This window comes from Streptomyces sp. NPDC048338 (assembly GCF_043201055.1).
Taxonomy (GTDB): Bacteria; Actinomycetota; Actinomycetes; order Streptomycetales; family Streptomycetaceae; genus Streptomyces.
This window is the reverse complement of the sequence record NZ_JBICYQ010000004.1, coordinates 398,150-414,027: the sequence shown is the minus strand read 5'-3', so window position 1 is coordinate 414,027 and position 15,878 is coordinate 398,150. Positions and strand designations below refer to the sequence as shown.

The 15,878-nt window shown below is 71.9% G+C and carries 14 protein-coding genes and 1 riboswitch; of the genes, 4 read left to right on the top strand and 10 right to left on the bottom strand.

Translation table 11 applies throughout. The features are described 5' to 3' along the window. Positions 1–99: 99 nt before the first annotated feature. Genes ACGFZF_RS12190 through ACGFZF_RS12180 form a run of 3 tightly spaced genes read left to right on the top strand, consistent with a single transcriptional unit; the run spans position 100 to position 3,254 of the window. Positions 100–1,005 carry an STM4013/SEN3800 family hydrolase gene (locus ACGFZF_RS12190; protein WP_393553748.1) on the top strand — a complete coding sequence of 302 codons (906 nt, stop codon included), beginning with the start codon at positions 100–102 and terminating at the stop codon, positions 1,003–1,005. After that, a complete protein-coding gene (locus ACGFZF_RS12185) occupies positions 1,002–2,339 on the top strand; it encodes an STM4012 family radical SAM protein (RefSeq protein WP_393553587.1) in 1,338 nt (445 codons plus the stop codon). The genes ACGFZF_RS12190 and ACGFZF_RS12185 overlap by 4 nt, the downstream gene beginning before the upstream one ends. 9 nt (positions 2,340–2,348) lie before the next feature. Then, positions 2,349–3,254 carry an STM4011 family radical SAM protein gene (locus ACGFZF_RS12180; RefSeq protein ID WP_393553585.1) on the top strand — a complete coding sequence of 302 codons (906 nt, stop codon included), beginning with the start codon at positions 2,349–2,351 and terminating at the stop codon, positions 3,252–3,254. On the opposite strand, the gene ACGFZF_RS12175 is transcribed toward ACGFZF_RS12180, so the two are convergent. Next, positions 3,241–4,035: an SGNH/GDSL hydrolase family protein gene (locus ACGFZF_RS12175; RefSeq protein ID WP_393553583.1), complete on the bottom strand. Its 795-nt coding sequence runs from the start codon at positions 4,033–4,035 to the stop codon at positions 3,241–3,243. The genes ACGFZF_RS12180 and ACGFZF_RS12175 overlap by 14 nt on opposite strands. A gap of 180 nt (positions 4,036–4,215) precedes the next feature. Further along, the gene (locus ACGFZF_RS12170) at positions 4,216–5,160 is read right to left on the bottom strand and encodes a peptidoglycan DD-metalloendopeptidase family protein (RefSeq protein WP_393553581.1); all 945 of its coding nucleotides are present in this window, start codon (positions 5,158–5,160) and stop codon (positions 4,216–4,218) included. 4 nt (positions 5,161–5,164) lie between these two features. Beyond that, a riboswitch (cyclic di-AMP (ydaO/yuaA leader) is annotated at positions 5,165–5,352 on the bottom strand. A 357-nt stretch (positions 5,353–5,709) separates the two neighbouring features. On the opposite strand from ACGFZF_RS12170, the gene ACGFZF_RS12165 reads away from it, so the two are divergent. After that, positions 5,710–6,522 carry a tyrosine-protein phosphatase gene (locus tag ACGFZF_RS12165; RefSeq protein WP_393553579.1) on the top strand — a complete coding sequence of 271 codons (813 nt, stop codon included), beginning with the start codon at positions 5,710–5,712 and terminating at the stop codon, positions 6,520–6,522. A gap of 30 nt (positions 6,523–6,552) precedes the next feature. Here ACGFZF_RS12165 and ACGFZF_RS12160 read toward each other — a convergent pair whose 3' ends face one another. The 8 genes from ACGFZF_RS12160 to shc all read right to left on the bottom strand — a co-directional run bounded on the left by ACGFZF_RS12160 (position 6,553) and on the right by shc (position 15,700). Continuing rightward, positions 6,553–6,705: a DUF6126 family protein gene (locus tag ACGFZF_RS12160; protein ID WP_393553577.1), complete on the bottom strand. Its 153-nt coding sequence runs from the start codon at positions 6,703–6,705 to the stop codon at positions 6,553–6,555. Positions 6,706–6,725: 20 nt separating this feature from the next. Continuing rightward, on the bottom strand, positions 6,726–7,385 hold the full coding sequence (locus ACGFZF_RS12155) for a helix-turn-helix domain-containing protein (protein ID WP_393553575.1): 660 nt from the start codon (positions 7,383–7,385) through the stop codon (positions 6,726–6,728). 72 nt (positions 7,386–7,457) lie between these two features. Further along, complete coding sequence (locus ACGFZF_RS12150; protein WP_393553573.1) at positions 7,458–8,891, bottom strand: aspartate aminotransferase family protein; 1,434 nt, start codon at positions 8,889–8,891, stop codon at positions 7,458–7,460. A 13-nt stretch (positions 8,892–8,904) separates the two neighbouring features. Next, positions 8,905–10,785, bottom strand: a complete 1,881-nt coding sequence (gene dxs / locus ACGFZF_RS12145; RefSeq protein ID WP_393553571.1) for a 1-deoxy-D-xylulose-5-phosphate synthase — start codon at positions 10,783–10,785, stop codon at positions 8,905–8,907. A 51-nt stretch (positions 10,786–10,836) separates the two neighbouring features. Further along, on the bottom strand, positions 10,837–12,015 hold the full coding sequence (ispG, locus tag ACGFZF_RS12140) for a flavodoxin-dependent (E)-4-hydroxy-3-methylbut-2-enyl-diphosphate synthase (RefSeq protein ID WP_393553568.1): 1,179 nt from the start codon (positions 12,013–12,015) through the stop codon (positions 10,837–10,839). Positions 12,016–12,019: 4 nt separating this feature from the next. Next, positions 12,020–13,042, bottom strand: coding sequence for an adenosyl-hopene transferase HpnH (hpnH, locus tag ACGFZF_RS12135; protein ID WP_393553566.1), 1,023 nt, complete (start codon positions 13,040–13,042; stop codon positions 12,020–12,022). Between the two features lie 7 nt (positions 13,043–13,049). Beyond that, positions 13,050–13,715: a 1-hydroxy-2-methyl-2-butenyl 4-diphosphate reductase gene (locus ACGFZF_RS12130; protein ID WP_393553564.1), complete on the bottom strand. Its 666-nt coding sequence runs from the start codon at positions 13,713–13,715 to the stop codon at positions 13,050–13,052. Beyond that, positions 13,712–15,700 (bottom strand): squalene--hopene cyclase, encoded by a 1,989-nt coding sequence (shc, locus tag ACGFZF_RS12125; protein ID WP_393553562.1) that lies wholly within the window; start codon positions 15,698–15,700, stop codon positions 13,712–13,714. Before shc ends, ACGFZF_RS12130 begins: the two co-directional genes overlap by 4 nt. Positions 15,701–15,878: the final 178 nt, after the last annotated feature.

The window sequence follows — 15,878 nt, the reverse complement described above, 5'->3', positions numbered from 1 at the left end:
GCGAGCCCCACGGCGCCTCCGGGCGACCCCGGGGCGCCCCCCGTGCCGCGTCCGGGCGGCCGCGACGCGTCCCCGGCGGAAGCGGTCCGCGGGCCCGACATGAACGAGGTCGTCGGCAGCCACGACCTCCTCCTCGTCACCCTCGACACCCTGCGTCACGACGTCGCCGCCGAACTGGCCGCGGCCGGCCGCATCCCGCACCTGGCCCGGCACCTGCCCGGCGGCCGGTGGGAGCGGCGACACGCCCCGGGCAGCTTCACCTATGCCTCCCACCAGGCGATCTTCGCCGGCTTCCTGCCCACACCGGCCGCCCAGGGCCCGCACCCCCGGCTGTTCGCCGCGCGCTTCGCGGGCAGCGAGAGCACGGCCGACGGCACCTTCGTCCACGACACCCCCGACCTGGTCTCGGGTCTCGCCGCGCACGGCTACCGCACGGTGTGCATCGGCGGCGTCGGTTTCTTCGACAAGCGGCCGCCGCTCGGCGCGGTCCTGCCGGGGCTGTTCCAGGAGAGCCACTGGGAGCCCTCGTTCGGGGTCGCGTCCCCGGTCTCGTTCGAGTCCCAGGTGGACCGGGCCGAGGAGGTCGTCGCCGCGCTCCCGCACGACCGCAGGCTGTTCCTCTTCGTGAACGTGTCCGCGCTCCACCAGCCCAACTGGTTCCACCTCCCCGGCGCGACCCGGGAGGACGGCGACACCCGTGCCACCCACGCGGCCGCGCTGGAGTACGTCGACCGGCACATCGGCCGGCTCTTCGCCGCCATGAGCAGCCGCCGCCGCTGTTTCGCGATCGTCTGCTCGGACCACGGCACGGCGTACGGCGAGGACGGCTTCACCGGGCACCGGCTCGGCCACGACGTGGTGTGGACGGTTCCCTACGCCCACTTCTTCCTGGACGGCCCCCCGGCCGTCACACCCCCGCCCGAGGTGCCCGCCACCGTCGCGCCCCCGACCACCGCCGCGCCCGGCGCCCTGCCGGCCGGCCCGCGCGGAGGGACCCCCGCATGACCCACCCCGAGGCCCCGCGCCCGTACCAGAGCTACGTCTACGCCTACCCCCACAAGACGGCCTACCGGGGGCTGCCCGACCCGGCGCCCCGGCTGGACGGCCTGTGGGCGGGGGAGCCGAAGGACGCGCTGTCCCTCTACGCGCACATCCCGTTCTGCGAGGTCCGCTGCGGCTTCTGCAACCTCTTCACCCGGATCGGCGCCCCGGACGAGCTCTCGACCCGCTACCTCGACGCCCTGGACCGCCAGGCGGCCGCCGTCCGCGAGGCACTCGGGGACGACTCCCCGGTCCGGTTCGCCACGGCCGCCTTCGGCGGCGGCACGCCCACCTTCCTGACCGCCGGTGAGCTGGAACGCCTCTGCGACATCGCCGAGAAGCGGATGGGAGCCGACCTCCGCGCGGTGCCGCTGTCCGTGGAGACCTCCCCGGCGACCGCGACCGGCGACCGGCTCGCGGTCCTCGCCGAGCGCGGCGCGACGCGCATGAGCATCGGCGTGCAGAGCTTCGTCGAGGCCGAGGCCCGTGCCGCCGTGCGCCCGCAGCGCCGCGCCGACGTCGAGGCGGCGCTCGGCCGGATCCGGGACAGCGGCGTCCCCGTCCTCAACATCGACCTGATCTACGGCATCGACGGCCAGACCGAGGAGAGCTGGCGGCACTCGCTCGACGCGGCGCTCGCGTGGCGACCGGAGGAGCTGTACCTGTACCCGCTCTACGTCCGCCCGCTGACCGGGCTCGGCCGGCTCTCGCCGCAGGCCGACCGGGACTGGGACGAGCAGCGGCTGCGCCTGTACCGCCACGGCCGGGACCATCTGCTCGACCGGGGCTACGAGCAGGTGTCGATGCGGATGTTCCGTCGCGCCGACGCTCCGCCGCAGGGCGCCGACGACTACGCCTGCCAGACCGACGGCATGATCGGTCTGGGCTGCGGGGCCCGCTCGTACACCTCGGCGCTGCACTACTCCTTCGACTACGCCGTCGACATGCGGGAGATCCGTTCGATCATCGACACCTACACGCGGACCGAGGACTTCGGCCGGGCCCGGGTGGGCCGGTGGGTGGACGCGGCGGAGGCACGCCGCCGTCATCTGCTGCAGTCGCTGCTCCAGGCCGCCGGGATGCCCGTGGCGGAGTACACCGAGCGCTTCGGGTCCTCGCCCTACGCGGACTTCCCCGAGGAGCTGGGTCGGTTCGGGGCGCTCGGCTGGCTGGACCCGGAGGCTCCCGACGGGCTGCTCAGGCTGTCCGCCGAGGGCCTGGCGCACTCCGACGGCATCGGTCCGGCGCTGTTCTCCCCCGCCGTGCGGGCGGCGATGGCCGCCTACGAGCCGAAGTAGGCGGCCGGGATGGACCTGACGATCCTCTACCGGGGCCCGCTCGCCTCCTGCGACTACGACTGCCCCTACTGCCCCTTCGCCAAGCGGCGCGACAGCCGGGAGCAGCTGCGTGCGGACCGGGCGGCGCTGGAGCGCTTCGCGGCCTGGGCGGCGGGTCGGACCGGCGACCGGCTGCGGATCCTCTTCACGCCGTGGGGCGAGGGACTGGTGCGGTCCTGGTACCGGCGCGCGCTCGTCGAGCTGTCCCGGCTCCCGCACGTCGAGCGGGTCGCGATCCAGACGAACCTGAGCTGCCGGACCGAGTGGACGGCCGAGGCCGACCCCGGCACCCTGGCGCTGTGGTGCACGTACCACCCGGGCCAGACGCCGTTCGAACGGTTCGTCGCGAAGTGCGGGGAGCTGGCCGGCCGGGGCACCCGGTTCAGCGTCGGTGTGGTCGGGCTGCCCGGCCACCGGGAGGACGCCCGGCGGCTGCGCGCCGCGCTGCCGCCGCAGGTCTACCTGTGGGTCAACGCGGCCGAGGGGCACACGTACACCGACGAGGAGGCCGAGGGCTGGACGGCCCTCGACCCCCTGTTCCCGTACAGCCGCCACCCGCACCGTTCGGCAGGTCTCCCCTGCCGGACCGGCGAGTCGGTGGTCTCGGTCGACGGCGACGGGACCGTGCGGCGCTGCCATTTCGTGAAGACGGAGCTCGGCAATCTCTACGACGGCTCGTACCGGTCGGCGCTGCGCCCCCGGCCGTGTCCCCTGGCCGTCTGCGACTGCCACATCGGGTATGTCCACCTGGAGTCGCTGCCGCTGTACGACGTGTTCGCGGGCGGTGTCCTGGAGCGGGTCCCGGCCTCCGTGCCGCCGCTCCCGGCGCCGGTGCCGCTGGGTCCGCTCGGACCTCATGCCCCTAGAGGGGCATGAGGTCCGGGCGCTTGGCCGCGACGTGGTCCCCCGAGCTCTCGCCCCGCAGCCGGCGCCCGATCCACGGCACCAGGTACTCCCGGGCCCAGTGGATGTCGTCCCGGCGGACCTCCAGCGTGCCGCGCGGCGGCAGCGGCGGCCACGGCTGGTCGGGGTCGGCCGGCACGTCCATGCCGAGGACCTGGGCGGCGCGCAGCGCGACCCGGGTGTGCCCCTCGGGCGACAGGTGCAGCCGGTCGTCGTCCCAGGCCCGCCTGTCCTGGACGGACTTGAGCGACCACAGGTCGAGGACAGGGCAGCCGTAGCGGTCGGCCACGGACCGGACGTGCGCCGTGTAGGTGGCGATCTTGCCGCGCAGGTGCCGCAGTACGGGGACGTCGCGGGTGTCGAAGCCGGTGGTCACCATCACGGTGCCGACGGCGGAGGTCAGGTCGGCGACGGCCCGCTCGAAGCGCTCGGCGACGTCGTCGGGGTCGGTACCGGGGCGGATGATGTCGTTCCCGCCGGCGCAGAAGGTCACCAGGTCGGGGGCGAGTTCCTTCGCGCGGGGCACCTGCTCCGCCACGATCTGGTCGAGGAGCCGGCCGCGTACGGCGAGGTTGGCGTACCGGAATGCGTCGTGCTCCGGCAGCTGGTCGGCGAGCAGGACCGCGAATCGGTCCGCCCAGCCGACGTACGCCCCGTCGGGCCCCGGGTCCCCTACGCCCTCGGTGAAGCTGTCACCGATCGCCGCGTACGACCCGAATACGTGCGCGTCTGTTGATCTCGAATCGTCTGCCACGGGAGCACATCTTTCCCTTACGGATGTGACCTACGCGACCGTAAGGAGGGGTTGACGGCGGGTGAGATACGCCACCGGTCAAGATTGCGCCAAGCCGGAATACACCGGGCGGATGCCGGGACCCGGAAGACGGCCCGAGGCCCGGCACGTGACGTGCCGGGCCTGACGGGGCGTCGGGGATCAGATGCTGACGCCGTGCTCGCGGAGGTAGGCCAGCGGGTCGATGTCCGAACCGTAGCTCGGCCCGGTGCGCATCTCGAAGTGCAGGTGCGGACCGCTGGAGTTGCCGGTCGAGCCGGACAGGCCGATCTGGTCGCCGCCCGCGACGGTCTGGCCGGCGGAGACGGAGAGGGACGAGAGGTGGGCGTACTGCGAGTACGTGCCGTCGGCGTGCTGGATGACGACCTCGTTGCCGTAGGCGCCGCTCCAGCCGGCGGAGTAGACCGTGCCGGGACCGACGGCCTTCACCGAGGTGCCGGAGGAGGCGATGAAGTCGACGCCGGTGTGGTAGCCGGAGGACCACATGGAGCCGGAGGCGCGGTACGGGGTACCGATGCCGCCGCCGACCGGGGCGACCCAGCCGGAGCCGGTGGACGGGGTGGACGGCGCGCTCTGCGCGGCCGGGGCCGTGGACTCGACGGCGGGACGCTCGCTGCTGCGGGAGCTGCGGGTCTCGGCGGACGCCTTCTTGGCGGTGGCCTTCGGGGCTGCCTTGGGCGCGGGGGCCTTGGCCGTCGACTTCGCGCCGAGGGTGAGCTTCATGCCCGGGAAGATCAGCGAGGGGTTCCCTCCGACGACCTGGCGGTTGTCGGAGTAGAGCTTCTTCCAGCCGCCCGCGAGGTGGTGCTCGGCGGCGATCTTGGACAGGTAGTCGCCGGCGACGACGGAGTAGGTCCGGGGCTTGGCCTTGGCCGCGGGGGCCGCGGCGGGGGCCTGGGCCGGGGCGGCGGCCGCGGCGGTGACGGCCTGCTGCGGCGCCTGGACCGGGGCGGCCTGCTCGGCGGCGTGGGCTCCGGTCGCACCGAGGAGCGGCAGGGCGACGACGGCGCCACCGGCGCCGGCGGCGACGAATCCACGGCTGATCGGGTTGACCTTGGGACGGCGGTGCTTACCCTTCGCGGGCATGGCGAATTCCTCTCCGTCGCCTGCGAGGTGAGCTGTCGGGTTCGGACTGGAGATGTCCGGTCGCGCCTTCGCGCGACTTCACCCCGAGCCGTCCTGACCTGAAGGACCGGCGTACTACCTGGGTCCCCCGCTCCTGCCACACGTGGGTGGGTGCGAATTCCGGACGGTGGCAGGATTCGGCGGTCCGACCGGATTGCGGTGACCGTAGACGAGCGGAGTCGGCGCGAACAAGCCACCGCTTTCCCCCCGCATTCACCGATCCGGAATTCTTCGGGAATTCCGGTCACCCTGCGTGGATGACGGGCCTTCGGCCCCCTTTGCCCAGAAGGCTGTTGCCCAAGACGATCAGGCACGTTCCGTCACAGTTATGACGCTGCTCACGCGCCACAGCTCATCTCCCCTGCAACCAGGGCGCGTTATCTCTAATATCCCAATTCGGACAGAACACCCATTCCCGTCCGAGGGGTGTGCGAATCAGCCACCGGCCGGGATGATTGCACCAAGAACCGATCTCGCACGGTCAAAGATCGTCGACACCCAGGAGCACTCGTGACGCAGCAGCTGCCGCAGGTCCCCTCGACCGAACCCGAGCTGAGCGGGGTACGCAACTTCCGTGACGTCGGTGGCCTGCCGACCACGGACGGCCGGTCGGTTCGGTTCGGGCGGCTCTTCCGCAGCGGCCACCTTGCGCACGCGACCGAGGAGGACGCGGCCTTCCTGACGACGCTGGGCCTGCACACGGTCTTCGACTTCCGCAACCACGCCGACCGCAAGGTCGAAGGTCCGGACGTCGAGCTCCCGGGCGTACGGAACGTGAACATCCCGCTCAACGATCCGGCCGACGGCAAGGAGTTCTGGAAGCTGGTGAGCGGCGGCGAGCTGGACCAGCTGCGGGAGGCGCTCGGCAACGGCAAGGCCGCGGACCGTATGTCCGATTCGTACCGGAAGATGATTGTGGAGCGCACCGCCGAGCACAGCCGGATCCTGCATTCCATGGCCGAGGACAGCATCCCCGCCCTGATGCACTGCGCGGCCGGCAAGGACCGCGCCGGCCTCTCCATCGCGATCTCGCTGCTCGCGGTCGGCGTCGAGCGCGAGGCCGTCGAGGCGGACTACCTGAAGTCGAACGACCCGCACCGCCGCTACAAGGTGCGCCGCAGCTCCACCTCCGCGGACGCGATGTCGCCCGAGGTGATGGAGCTGCTCAGCCCCCTGTTCGACGCGCGCCTGGAGTACATCCGGGCGGCGTTCGACACGATCGAGCTGACCTGGGGCACGGTCGACGACTACCTCTCGCAGGGCCTGAAGCTCTCCCCCGAGACGCGCGAGCGCCTGCGCGGGCACCTGCTCGACGGCCAGTAGGAGCAGGCCCCCGCGGACCGGCCCGGGGGACTACTTCTGCCCGCCGAGCACGAAGAGCAGATAGAGGAAGCCCGCGAAGAGGTGACCGGCCACCAGGTAGGCGAAGAGGCGCAGGACGAGCCCCTTCGGGAACTTGCCCTCGCCGCGCTCCTCACCTGTGATCGGTGCTGACTTTTCGGACATGACGGCCCCTTCCGGTGGGCTCAGCGCGGATGCGGGGCCCCGTCGCCGAGGCACAGCTCGGCGGCGGGACTCTGCATCAGGGTATGGACGAAGAGCAGCTCGGCGCCGCCGCGGGTGGCGGCGCCGATGCGGTGCGGGGTGAGCGAGTCGAAGTGCGCGCTGTCCCCCGGGTCGAGCACGTGCACGGCGTCGCCGAGGGCGAGGCGCACCCGGCCGTCGAGGACGTGGAGCCATTCCTCGCCGGGATGGACCCGGACGATGTCGGCGCGGGTGGCGTACGGCACGTGGACCCGGAGCGCCTGCAGGGCGCGCCCGGGGCCGCCGGCCTGGTGGTAGATCCAGCCGTCCGCCTCGACCGGCTCGGAGCGGCCGGCCCGGACGATCGGATCACGCTCGGGGGGCACCTCCCCCAGCAGCTCGGAGACCGTCGTACCGTAGATGCGGGCGAGGGCGAGCAGCATGGGCAGCGAGGGCTGCCGGCGGCCCGTCTCCAGCCTGGACAGATGGGCCGGCGAGAGGCCGGCCCGCTGCGCGGCGGCCTCCAGGGTGAGCCCGCGGCGCCGGCGCAGCCCGCGCAGCTGCGGGGCCACGTCGGGAAGCGCGTCCGGGACGCCGTCCGGCTCGCCGGACGTGCCCGGCTCGGCAGGGTCCGAGGACGGTGCTTCGTGGAGGTGCTCCATGCCTCCATTCCGCCAGGAACTTTCCTCGGAGGCAAATTTCTTGCCTCTGAGGCAAAGACGGGATCGAGTCCCCTAACGCTGCGCCACCGCCTGCTTGACCAGGGTCTTCCCGAAGTCCCACATCAGTCCGCCGCCTCCGTGGGCGTCGTCCATGACCGCCGTGAAGGCTCTGACGAAGCGGTCCACGTCCGCCTCGTCGATGACCAGCGGCGGGATCAGCTTGATCACCTCCAGATGGTCCCCCGAGACCTGGGTCAGGATCCGGTGGCGCTGGAGCAGCGGCACCACGACCATCTGGGCGAAGAGCCCCTTGCGGGCCGCCTGCAGCATCGTCCACCGGCTGCGCAGCCCGAGCGAGGACGGCCGGCCGAACTCGATCCCGATCATGAGTCCGCGGCCGCGGATCTCGTGCAGCAGCTCGTAGCGGGGCACCAGCTCGCGCAGCCTCGCGGACAGCAGGTCTCCCATCCGGCGCGCGTGCGCCACCGTCCCCTCGGACTCCATGACCGCGAGCACGGCGAGCCCGGCCGCCATGGCCTGCGCGTTCGACCCGAAGCTGGCCGAGTGGACGAGGACCCGGTCCATGGACGAGTAGACCTTCTTGAAGATCCAGTCCTTGCCGAGGGTGGCGCCGACCGGCACGTAGCCGCCGGAGAGCGCCTTGGCCACGCAGACCAGGTCCGGCTCGACCCCGTCCTCGTGCTGGTACGCGTAGAAGTCGCCGGTCCTGCCGAGGCCCGTCTGCACCTCGTCCGCGATCAGCAGGGCTCCGTGCCGGTGCAGGAGGTCCTGGGCCGCGCGCAGGAAGCCGGGGGGCGACTCGTGCACGCCCTTGCCCTGGATCGGCTCGACGACGAAGGCGGCCACGTCGCCCCGGCGCAGCTCCCGCTCCAGCGCGTCGAGGTCGCCGAGCGCGATCGCGGTGTCGGGCAGCAGCGGGGCGAAGCCTTCCCGGAAGCCCTTCTCACCGTTGACCGACAGCGAACCGGTGGTCAGACCGTGGAAGGCGTGGGAGCAGAACAGGATCCTGGGCCGGCCGGTGGCGTACCGGGCGAACTTCAGGGCGGTCTCCACCGCCTCGGTGCCGCTGTTGCCGAAGAAGACCCGGTCCAGGTGCGGGCTGTGGGCGAGCAGGCGCTCGGCGAGCAGCCCGGGCAGCGGCTGGCAGTCGAAGCGGGTGAGATCGGCGAGCGAGGCGTCGAGGACGTCGTGCAGCGCCTTGCGGACGACGGGGTGGTGGCGGCCGAGGCCCATCACGCCGAATCCGGCGAGCATGTCGAGGTAGTCACCGCCCTCGGAGTCCCAGAAGTGCGCGCCCTCGGCCCGCTCGTAGACCTTGTCGAAGCCGATGGTGTGGAGCATCCGCGGGAGCTGGTGGTTCAGGTACGCGGCGTGCAGCTCGTACCGCTCGGCGCCCCGCTCGGCCAGCAGGGCCGTCAGGTCGAAGTCCTTGCCGGCCACCGGGACGGGCTCCTCGCTCACCACGGGTTCTGACTCCTCGCTCATCGGGCCCTCTCCCTCACTGACCGTTCTTCCGGTGCGCCAGGGCGGCGCTGATCCGTCCGGCGACCTCCACCGGGGTGAGCCCGAGGTCGGCCAGCACCTCGCTGCGCTTGGCGTGCGCGAGGAACTGCTCGGGGATGCCGAAGGTGCGCAGCGGGACGTCGACGCCGGCGTCGCGCAGGGCCTGGCCGACGGCGGCGCCGACCCCGCCGGTCCGGCTGTTGTCCTCGACGACCGCGACGAGCCGGTGCCGCTCGGCGAGCGGGGCGAGGGCCTCGTCGACCGGCTTGACCCAGCGCGGATCGACGACGGTGCAGCGGATCCCCCGGCCGGCCAGCAGGTCCGCGGCCTGGAGGCAGACGTCCGCCATCACGCCGACGGCGACGAGCAGGACCGCGGGGTCCTCGTCGCGGAGCAGGACGTCCATGCCGCCGATCCGGTCGAGGGCCGGCACGGGCGCCCCCGCGGTCTCCTTGGGGAAGCGCAGCAGGGTCGGCGCGTCGTGCACGTCCAGGGCCTCGCGCAGCTGGGCCCGCAACTGGTCCGCGTCGCGCGGGGCGGCGATCCGCAGGCCGGGGACGACCTGGAGGATCGACAGGTCCCACATGCCGTTGTGGGAGGCGCCGTCCGTGCCGGTGACACCGGCACGGTCCAGGACGAAGGTGACGCCGCACCGGTGCAGTGCCACGTCCATGAGCAGCTGGTCGAAGGCGCGGTTGAGGAAGGTGGCGTAGACGGCGACGACCGGGTGGAGTCCGCCGGTGGCCAGACCGGCCGCCGAGACGGTGGCGTGCTGTTCGGCGATGCCGACGTCCCACACCCGGTCGGGGAAGCGTTCGGCGAACGCGGTGAGGCCGACGGGGTGCAGCATGGCGGCCGTGATCGCGACGACGTCGGGCCGCTCCGCCCCGATCTCGGCCATCGCCTCGCCGAACACGGACGTCCAGGACGGGCCCGGGGCCGGGGCGAGCGGCTCGCAGGTCAGCGGGTCCATCGCACCGACGGCGTGGAAGCGGTCGGCCTCGTCGGCGAGGGCGGGCTGGTAGCCGCGGCCCTTCTCGGTCAGGCAGTGGACGATCACCGGGCCGCCGAACCGCTTGGCCCGGGTCAGCGCGGACTCCAGCGCCTCGATGTCGTGACCGTCGATCGGGCCGACGTACTTCAGCCCCAGGTCCTCGAACATGCCCTGCGGCGCGAAGGCGTCCTTGAATCCCTTCTTCGCCCCGTGCAGCGACTCGTACAGGGGCCTGCCGACGACGGGGGTGCGCTCCAGGACGTCCTTGCCCCAGGTCAGGACGCGCTCGTAGCCGTCCGTGGTGCGCAGGGCCGCCAGGTGGTCCGCGAGGCCGCCGATGGTCGGGGCGTAGGAGCGCTCGTTGTCGTTGACGACGATGACGAGCGGGCGGTCCTTGGCCGCGGCGATGTTGTTCAGCGCCTCCCAGGCCATGCCGCCGGTCAGCGCGCCGTCGCCGATGACCGCGACGACGTGGTCGTCCTTCCGCAGGACCTCGTTGGCCTTGGCGAGGCCGTCGGCCCAGCCCAGGACGGTCGAGGCGTGCGAGTTCTCGATGACGTCGTGCTCGGACTCCGCCTGAGAGGGGTAGCCGGAGAGCCCGCCCTTGCTGCGGAGCTTGGAGAAGTCCTGCCGGCCGGTCAGCAGCTTGTGCACGTAGCTCTGGTGGCCGGTGTCCCACAGGATCCGGTCCGCGGGCGACTCGAACACCCGGTGCAGCGCGAGGGAGAGTTCCACCACGCCGAGGTTGGGGCCGAGGTGGCCACCGGTCCTGGCGACGGCGTGGATCAGGAACTGCCGGATCTCCTCGGCCAGTTCGACGAGCTCCGTGCCGCACAGCGGCCGGAGGTCGCGCGGCCCCCGGATGTTCTCCAGAATCGTCATGCTCGGCCCCCTTTCGGTCGGTCGGACGCGTACGGTGGGCGGCGCGCTGCGTCAGCCGCCCACGGTGACGGCGGGCGCCCCGGAGGGCACGCCGTCCTTCTCCATCTGCTCGGCGATCTTCATCGCCTCCTCGATCAGGGTCTCGACGATCTTCGACTCCGGAACCGTCTTGATCACCTCGCCCTTCACGAAGATCTGACCCTTGCCATTGCCCGACGCGACACCCAGGTCCGCCTCACGCGCCTCACCCGGACCGTTCACGACACAGCCCATCACCGCGACCCGCAACGGCACCTCCATGCCCTCGAGACCCGCCGTGACCTCCTCGGCCAGCTTGTACACATCCACCTGCGCCCGCCCGCACGACGGACACGACACGATCTCCAACCGCCGCTGACGCAGGTTCAACGACTCCAGGATCTGGATACCGACCTTGATCTCCTCCGCCGGCGGAGCCGACAGCGACACCCGGATCGTGTCCCCGATCCCCTCCGCCAGCAGCGCACCGAACGCCACCGCCGACTTGATCGTCCCCTGGAACGCCGGACCCGCCTCCGTCACACCCAGATGCAGCGGGTAATCACACCGCACCGCCAGCTGACGGTAGGCGTTCACCATCACGACCGGATCGTTGTGCTTCACCGAGATCTTGATGTCACGGAACCCGTGCTCCTCGAACAACGACGCCTCCCACAGCGCCGACTCCACCAGCGCCTCCGGCGTCGCCTTCCCGTACTTCTTCAGCAGCCGCGCGTCCAGCGAACCGGCGTTCACACCGATCCGGATCGGCGTACCCGCCTCGGAGGCCGCCTTCGCGATCTCCTTCACCTTGTCGTCGAACTGCTTGATGTTGCCCGGATTCACCCGCACCGCCGCACACCCCGCGTCGATCGCCGCGAACACGTACTTCGGCTGGAAGTGGATGTCCGCGATCACGGGGATCTGCGACTTCCTCGCGATCACCGCCAACGCGTCGGCGTCGTCCTGCGTCGGGCACGCCACCCGCACGATCTGACACCCCGAAGCCGTCAGCTCCGCGATCTGCTGCAACGTCGCACCGATGTCGGACGTACGCGTCGTCGTCATCGACTGCACCGAGACGGGCGCGTCCCCGCCCACCGCCACCGACCCGACCTGGATGCGCCGTGAGACACGGCGCACCGAGACGGGCCGGGGCGGCAGCCCGGGGAGCCCCAGCGCGACCGGGGCCGCGGGTTCTCCCGTGGGCATCACGTCACCCGTTGCTGCCGGAGACGGTCTCGCGGACCGCCCGGAGGGACTCCTTGAGCGAGCCCATCGTGGCGAGGACGGCGGTGGGCTCGTAGCCGCAGTGCGCCATGCAGTTGGCGCAGCGCGGGTCCTTGCCCCGGCCGTACTTGTCCCAGTCGGTCTCCTCGATCAGCTCGCGGTACGTGGGCACGTACCCGTCGCTCATCAGATAGCAGGGGCGCTGCCAGCCGAAGAGCGAGTAGTTCGGGATCGCCCACGCCGTGCACGGGAAGTCGGCCTTGCCTTCCAGGAAGTCCAGGAAGAGCGGCGAGTGGTTCAGCCGCCAGCGGCGCCGGTTGCCACCCGCGAAGGCCTTCCTGAAGAGCTCCCGGGTCTGCTCGACGCCGAGGAAGTGCTCCTGGTCGGGCGCCTTCTCGTAGGCGTACGCGGGCGAGATCATCATCTCGTCGACCTGGAGGTCGTCGTTGAGGTAGTTGAGCACCTCGATGATGGTCTGCGGGGTGTCGGTGTTGAAGAAGGTCGAGTTGGTGGTGACCCGGAAGCCGCGCCGCTTGGCCTCCTTGATGGCGGCCACCGCCTCGTCGAAGACGCCCTCCTTGGCGACGGACTCGTCGTGCCGCTCCCGCAGCCCGTCGATGTGCACGGCGAAGGCGAAATAGGGCGAGGGGGTGAAGTCCTCCAGCTTCTTGCGCAGCAGCATGGCGTTGGTGCAGAGGAACACGTACTTGCGCTTGGCCACCAACTGCCGGACGATCTCGTGGATCTGAGGGTGCATCAGGGGCTCGCCACCCGCGATGGAGACCATCGGCGCCCCTGACTCCAGGACCGCGCCGACCGCCTGGGCGACGGGCATGCGCTGCTTGAGCACACCCGCCGGGTGCTGGATCTTGCCGCAGCCCTCGCACTTGAGGTTGCAGGCGAACAGCGGCTCCAGCTCGACGATCAACGGGAACTTTTCCCGCTTGCGGAGCTTCTGTTCGAAGAGGTAGGTCCCGACCCGGATGGACTGACGGAGCGGCATGGCCATAACTCGCTCACCTCCTGGGGAGCAGCAAAGAACGGTGCCATTCGAAGAATGCGGGAAGGACGGCACGAAGAACACGGAAAGCCGATATTCCACCGCGTACCGTGCCGATCCGGACCAGTTCATGTTCTGGAGCGTCCACGACCACCCGGACGGCCGCAACCGGGCGGGGTCCGGTCACCAGCGCGGTGCGCAGCGTGGCGGCCGACTCCATGTCGACCGCGAGGGCGCCGGTGGCCAGCAGCTCGGACCGCTCGTGACCGCGCACGACGTGGTCGGACCCGGCCAGCGGACCGGTGTGGACGGTGCGCCCGGGGACCGCCCGGGTCAGCGCCTTGACCAGGAGCTCCGAGCCGGTGCACACGGTGGTGCCGTCGGGACCCGCCGCGTCGCCGCGGGTCTCCTCCGCCACGACGAGGTCGCCGGGGTGCATCCCGGGCGCGAGGCCGGCGCAGAAGCCGGAGGCGATGACGACGGCGTCCCGCCAGGGCTCCGCGGCGAGTGCCCGGGAGACGGCCCGGCGGGCGCGGTCCGGGCCCATGCCCGTGCGCACCACGGTGTACGGGCCGGAGGCCCCGGAGCGGCCGCCGCTGCGCAGGGCGAGCTGCTCGATGCCGAGCGCGCAGGCGATCAGCAGCGGCGGCGCGGAGAGCGCGGCCTCCGGCTCCCGGCTCATCCGCCCTCCCGGGAGACGGCCGGCTCGCCGTTCACGTAGCGGCCCAGCGCCGTGAGCGGGAACACCAGCCGGTAGAGGTGGTAGTTGATGGAGAAGTCCCAGGGGAATCCGGTGCCCGTGAACCAGGGCTCGTCCCAGGAGCCGTCCTCGCGCTGGGTGTCGGTGAGCCAGGCGACGCCCCGTTCGACGGTCTTCGACTCGCGCTCGCCTGCCGCGAGCAGGGCGAGGAGTGCCCAGGCGGTCTGCGAGGCGGTGGAGGTCCCGTGGCCGATCCAGGGCCGTTCGTGGTACGAGCGCAGGTCCTCGCCCCAGCCTCCGTCGTCGTTCTGCACGGACTCCAGCCAGGCGACGGCCCGGCGGATCGCCGGGTGCGATCCGGGCAGGCCGGCCGCGGTGAGGGCCGGGACCACCGAGCCCGTGCCGTAGACGTAGTTGACGCCCCAGCGGCCGAACCAGGCGCCGTTCGGCTCCTGTTCGGCGAGCAGCCACTCGACTCCCCTGCGGGTACGGGGGTGCCGGGCCCTGCCCTCGTAGGCGAGCATCTCGACCATGTGGGCGGTGACGTCGGCGGAGGGCGGGTCGATCACCTCGCCGAAGTCGCAGAACGGCAGCCGGTTGGGGAAGGGGCTGGTGTTGTCGGCGTCGAAGGCGCCCCAGGCCCCGTTCCTCGACTGCATGCCGAGGCTCCAGCGGCCCCCGCGGGCGATCGCGGCCTCGACCCGGGCGGGGTCGGGGTGCTTCACCCGGCGCAGCGCCAGGATCACCTCGGCGGTGTCGTCGATGTCCGGGTAGTTGTCGTTGTGGAACTCGAACGCCCAGCCGCCCGGCGGGAGTCCGGGCCGGCGCACGGCCCAGTCGCCGCGCTTGACGATCTCCTCGCCGAGCATCCAGTCGGCTGCCTTGACCAGGGCCGGATGGTCCGGCGGCAGGCCCGCGTCGGCGAGGGCGATCGTGGCCAGACAGGTGTCCCAGACCGGCGACTGACACGCCTCGATCATGCGGGAGCCGTCCTCGCGCCAGACGGCGAAGCGGTCGAGGGACTCCAGTCCGGCGCGCATGACCGGGTGGTCCAGGTCGTAGCCGAGCAGGTGGAGGGCGATGACCGAGTAGACGGCCGGGGGCTGGATGCCGCCCCAGCAGCCGTCGTTCTCCTGGCGTTCGACGATCCAGCGGGCGGCGACCTTCATGGCGGCCTCGCGCAGCCGCCGGGGCGCGACCCGGTGGTAGAGGTGCATCGCCTTGTCGAGGCGCTGGAAGAGGCCGTCCCAGCTGGTCGCGGGAGCCGGCGGCCTGGGCGGGTTGGGCCGGGCCGGGTCGGTGTGCAGCTCGTCCAGCGGAAAGGGCGCGGGCCGCACCGGCCGCTTGGCGGAGACCACCGTGAGGGGGACGATGGTCTGCCGGGCCCAGCAGCCGAAGTCGTAGATGTTGAGCGGGAACCACTTGGGCAGGTAGACCAGCTCGGGCGGCAGCTCGGGCAGGTCCTCCCAGCGCCACCAGCCGAACAGGGCGAGCCAGATCCGGGTGAAGACCCGGGCGGAGGCGATCCCGCCGCGGTCGCGGACCCAGGCGGAGGCGCGCGCCATGTGCGGGGCGTCGGGGAGGTCCCCGGCGAGCCGCAGCGCGACGTAGGCCTCGACGGTGGCGGAGAGCTCGCCGGGCCCGCCGTGGAACGTGGACCAGGTGCCGTCCTCGTGCTGCCGCCCGCGGATGTGCAGGGCGGCGGCGCGGGTGGTCTCGGCGTCGAGGATGCCCAGGAACTGGCGGAGCAGCAGGTCCTCGGCGTCCATGGTGACGTTGGTCTCCAGGTCGCCCTTCCACCAGCCTTCGGCGTCCTGACGGTCGAGCAGATGTGCGATGGAGCGCTCGGCGGCCCGTGCCGCGGCCTCGTCGAGGCCGCTCCGCGCGGGCGCGGTACCGGATGTTTCGCTGGCCGAGGCCGCCCGGGGGCCCACGGCCCCGGCGCTTCCGTCGGTCGTCGCTGTCATGGCTTCCCCTTCGTGCAGTCGGATTCTGCTTCTTCGGGTCTGCCGTCGGGCGGCGCCCGGGGGGGCCGGCCGGCGCCGGCGGACTCAAATAAGGGTGTTGGGGGTCATATAATGCGTCCGCCGACCAAGTAGGCGAGTGCGGTGAGCTGGGGCCAGACCCCCCCGGGCCAGTACACCA

What these genes read in the sequence shown, in the direction of transcription:
- ACGFZF_RS12190 (WP_393553748.1), top strand. Translation starts at nt 100, where the DNA reads ATGAACGAGGTCGTCGGCAGCCACGACCTCCTCCTCGTCACCCTCGAC.
- ACGFZF_RS12185 (WP_393553587.1), top strand. Translation starts at nt 1,002, where the DNA reads ATGACCCACCCCGAGGCCCCGCGCCCGTACCAGAGCTACGTCTACGCC.
- ACGFZF_RS12180 (WP_393553585.1), top strand. Translation starts at nt 2,349, where the DNA reads ATGGACCTGACGATCCTCTACCGGGGCCCGCTCGCCTCCTGCGACTAC.
- ACGFZF_RS12170 (WP_393553581.1), bottom strand. Translation starts at nt 5,160, where the DNA reads ATGCCCGCGAAGGGTAAGCACCGCCGTCCCAAGGTCAACCCGATCAGC.
- ACGFZF_RS12160 (WP_393553577.1), bottom strand. Translation starts at nt 6,705, where the DNA reads ATGTCCGAAAAGTCAGCACCGATCACAGGTGAGGAGCGCGGCGAGGGC.
- ACGFZF_RS12155 (WP_393553575.1), bottom strand. Translation starts at nt 7,385, where the DNA reads ATGGAGCACCTCCACGAAGCACCGTCCTCGGACCCTGCCGAGCCGGGC.
- ACGFZF_RS12150 (WP_393553573.1), bottom strand. Translation starts at nt 8,891, where the DNA reads ATGAGCGAGGAGTCAGAACCCGTGGTGAGCGAGGAGCCCGTCCCGGTG.
- dxs (WP_393553571.1), bottom strand. Translation starts at nt 10,785, where the DNA reads ATGACGATTCTGGAGAACATCCGGGGGCCGCGCGACCTCCGGCCGCTG.
- ispG (WP_393553568.1), bottom strand. Translation starts at nt 12,015, where the DNA reads ATGCCCACGGGAGAACCCGCGGCCCCGGTCGCGCTGGGGCTCCCCGGG.
- hpnH (WP_393553566.1), bottom strand. Translation starts at nt 13,042, where the DNA reads ATGGCCATGCCGCTCCGTCAGTCCATCCGGGTCGGGACCTACCTCTTC.
- ACGFZF_RS12130 (WP_393553564.1), bottom strand. Translation starts at nt 13,715, where the DNA reads ATGAGCCGGGAGCCGGAGGCCGCGCTCTCCGCGCCGCCGCTGCTGATC.
- shc (WP_393553562.1), bottom strand. Translation starts at nt 15,700, where the DNA reads ATGACAGCGACGACCGACGGAAGCGCCGGGGCCGTGGGCCCCCGGGCG.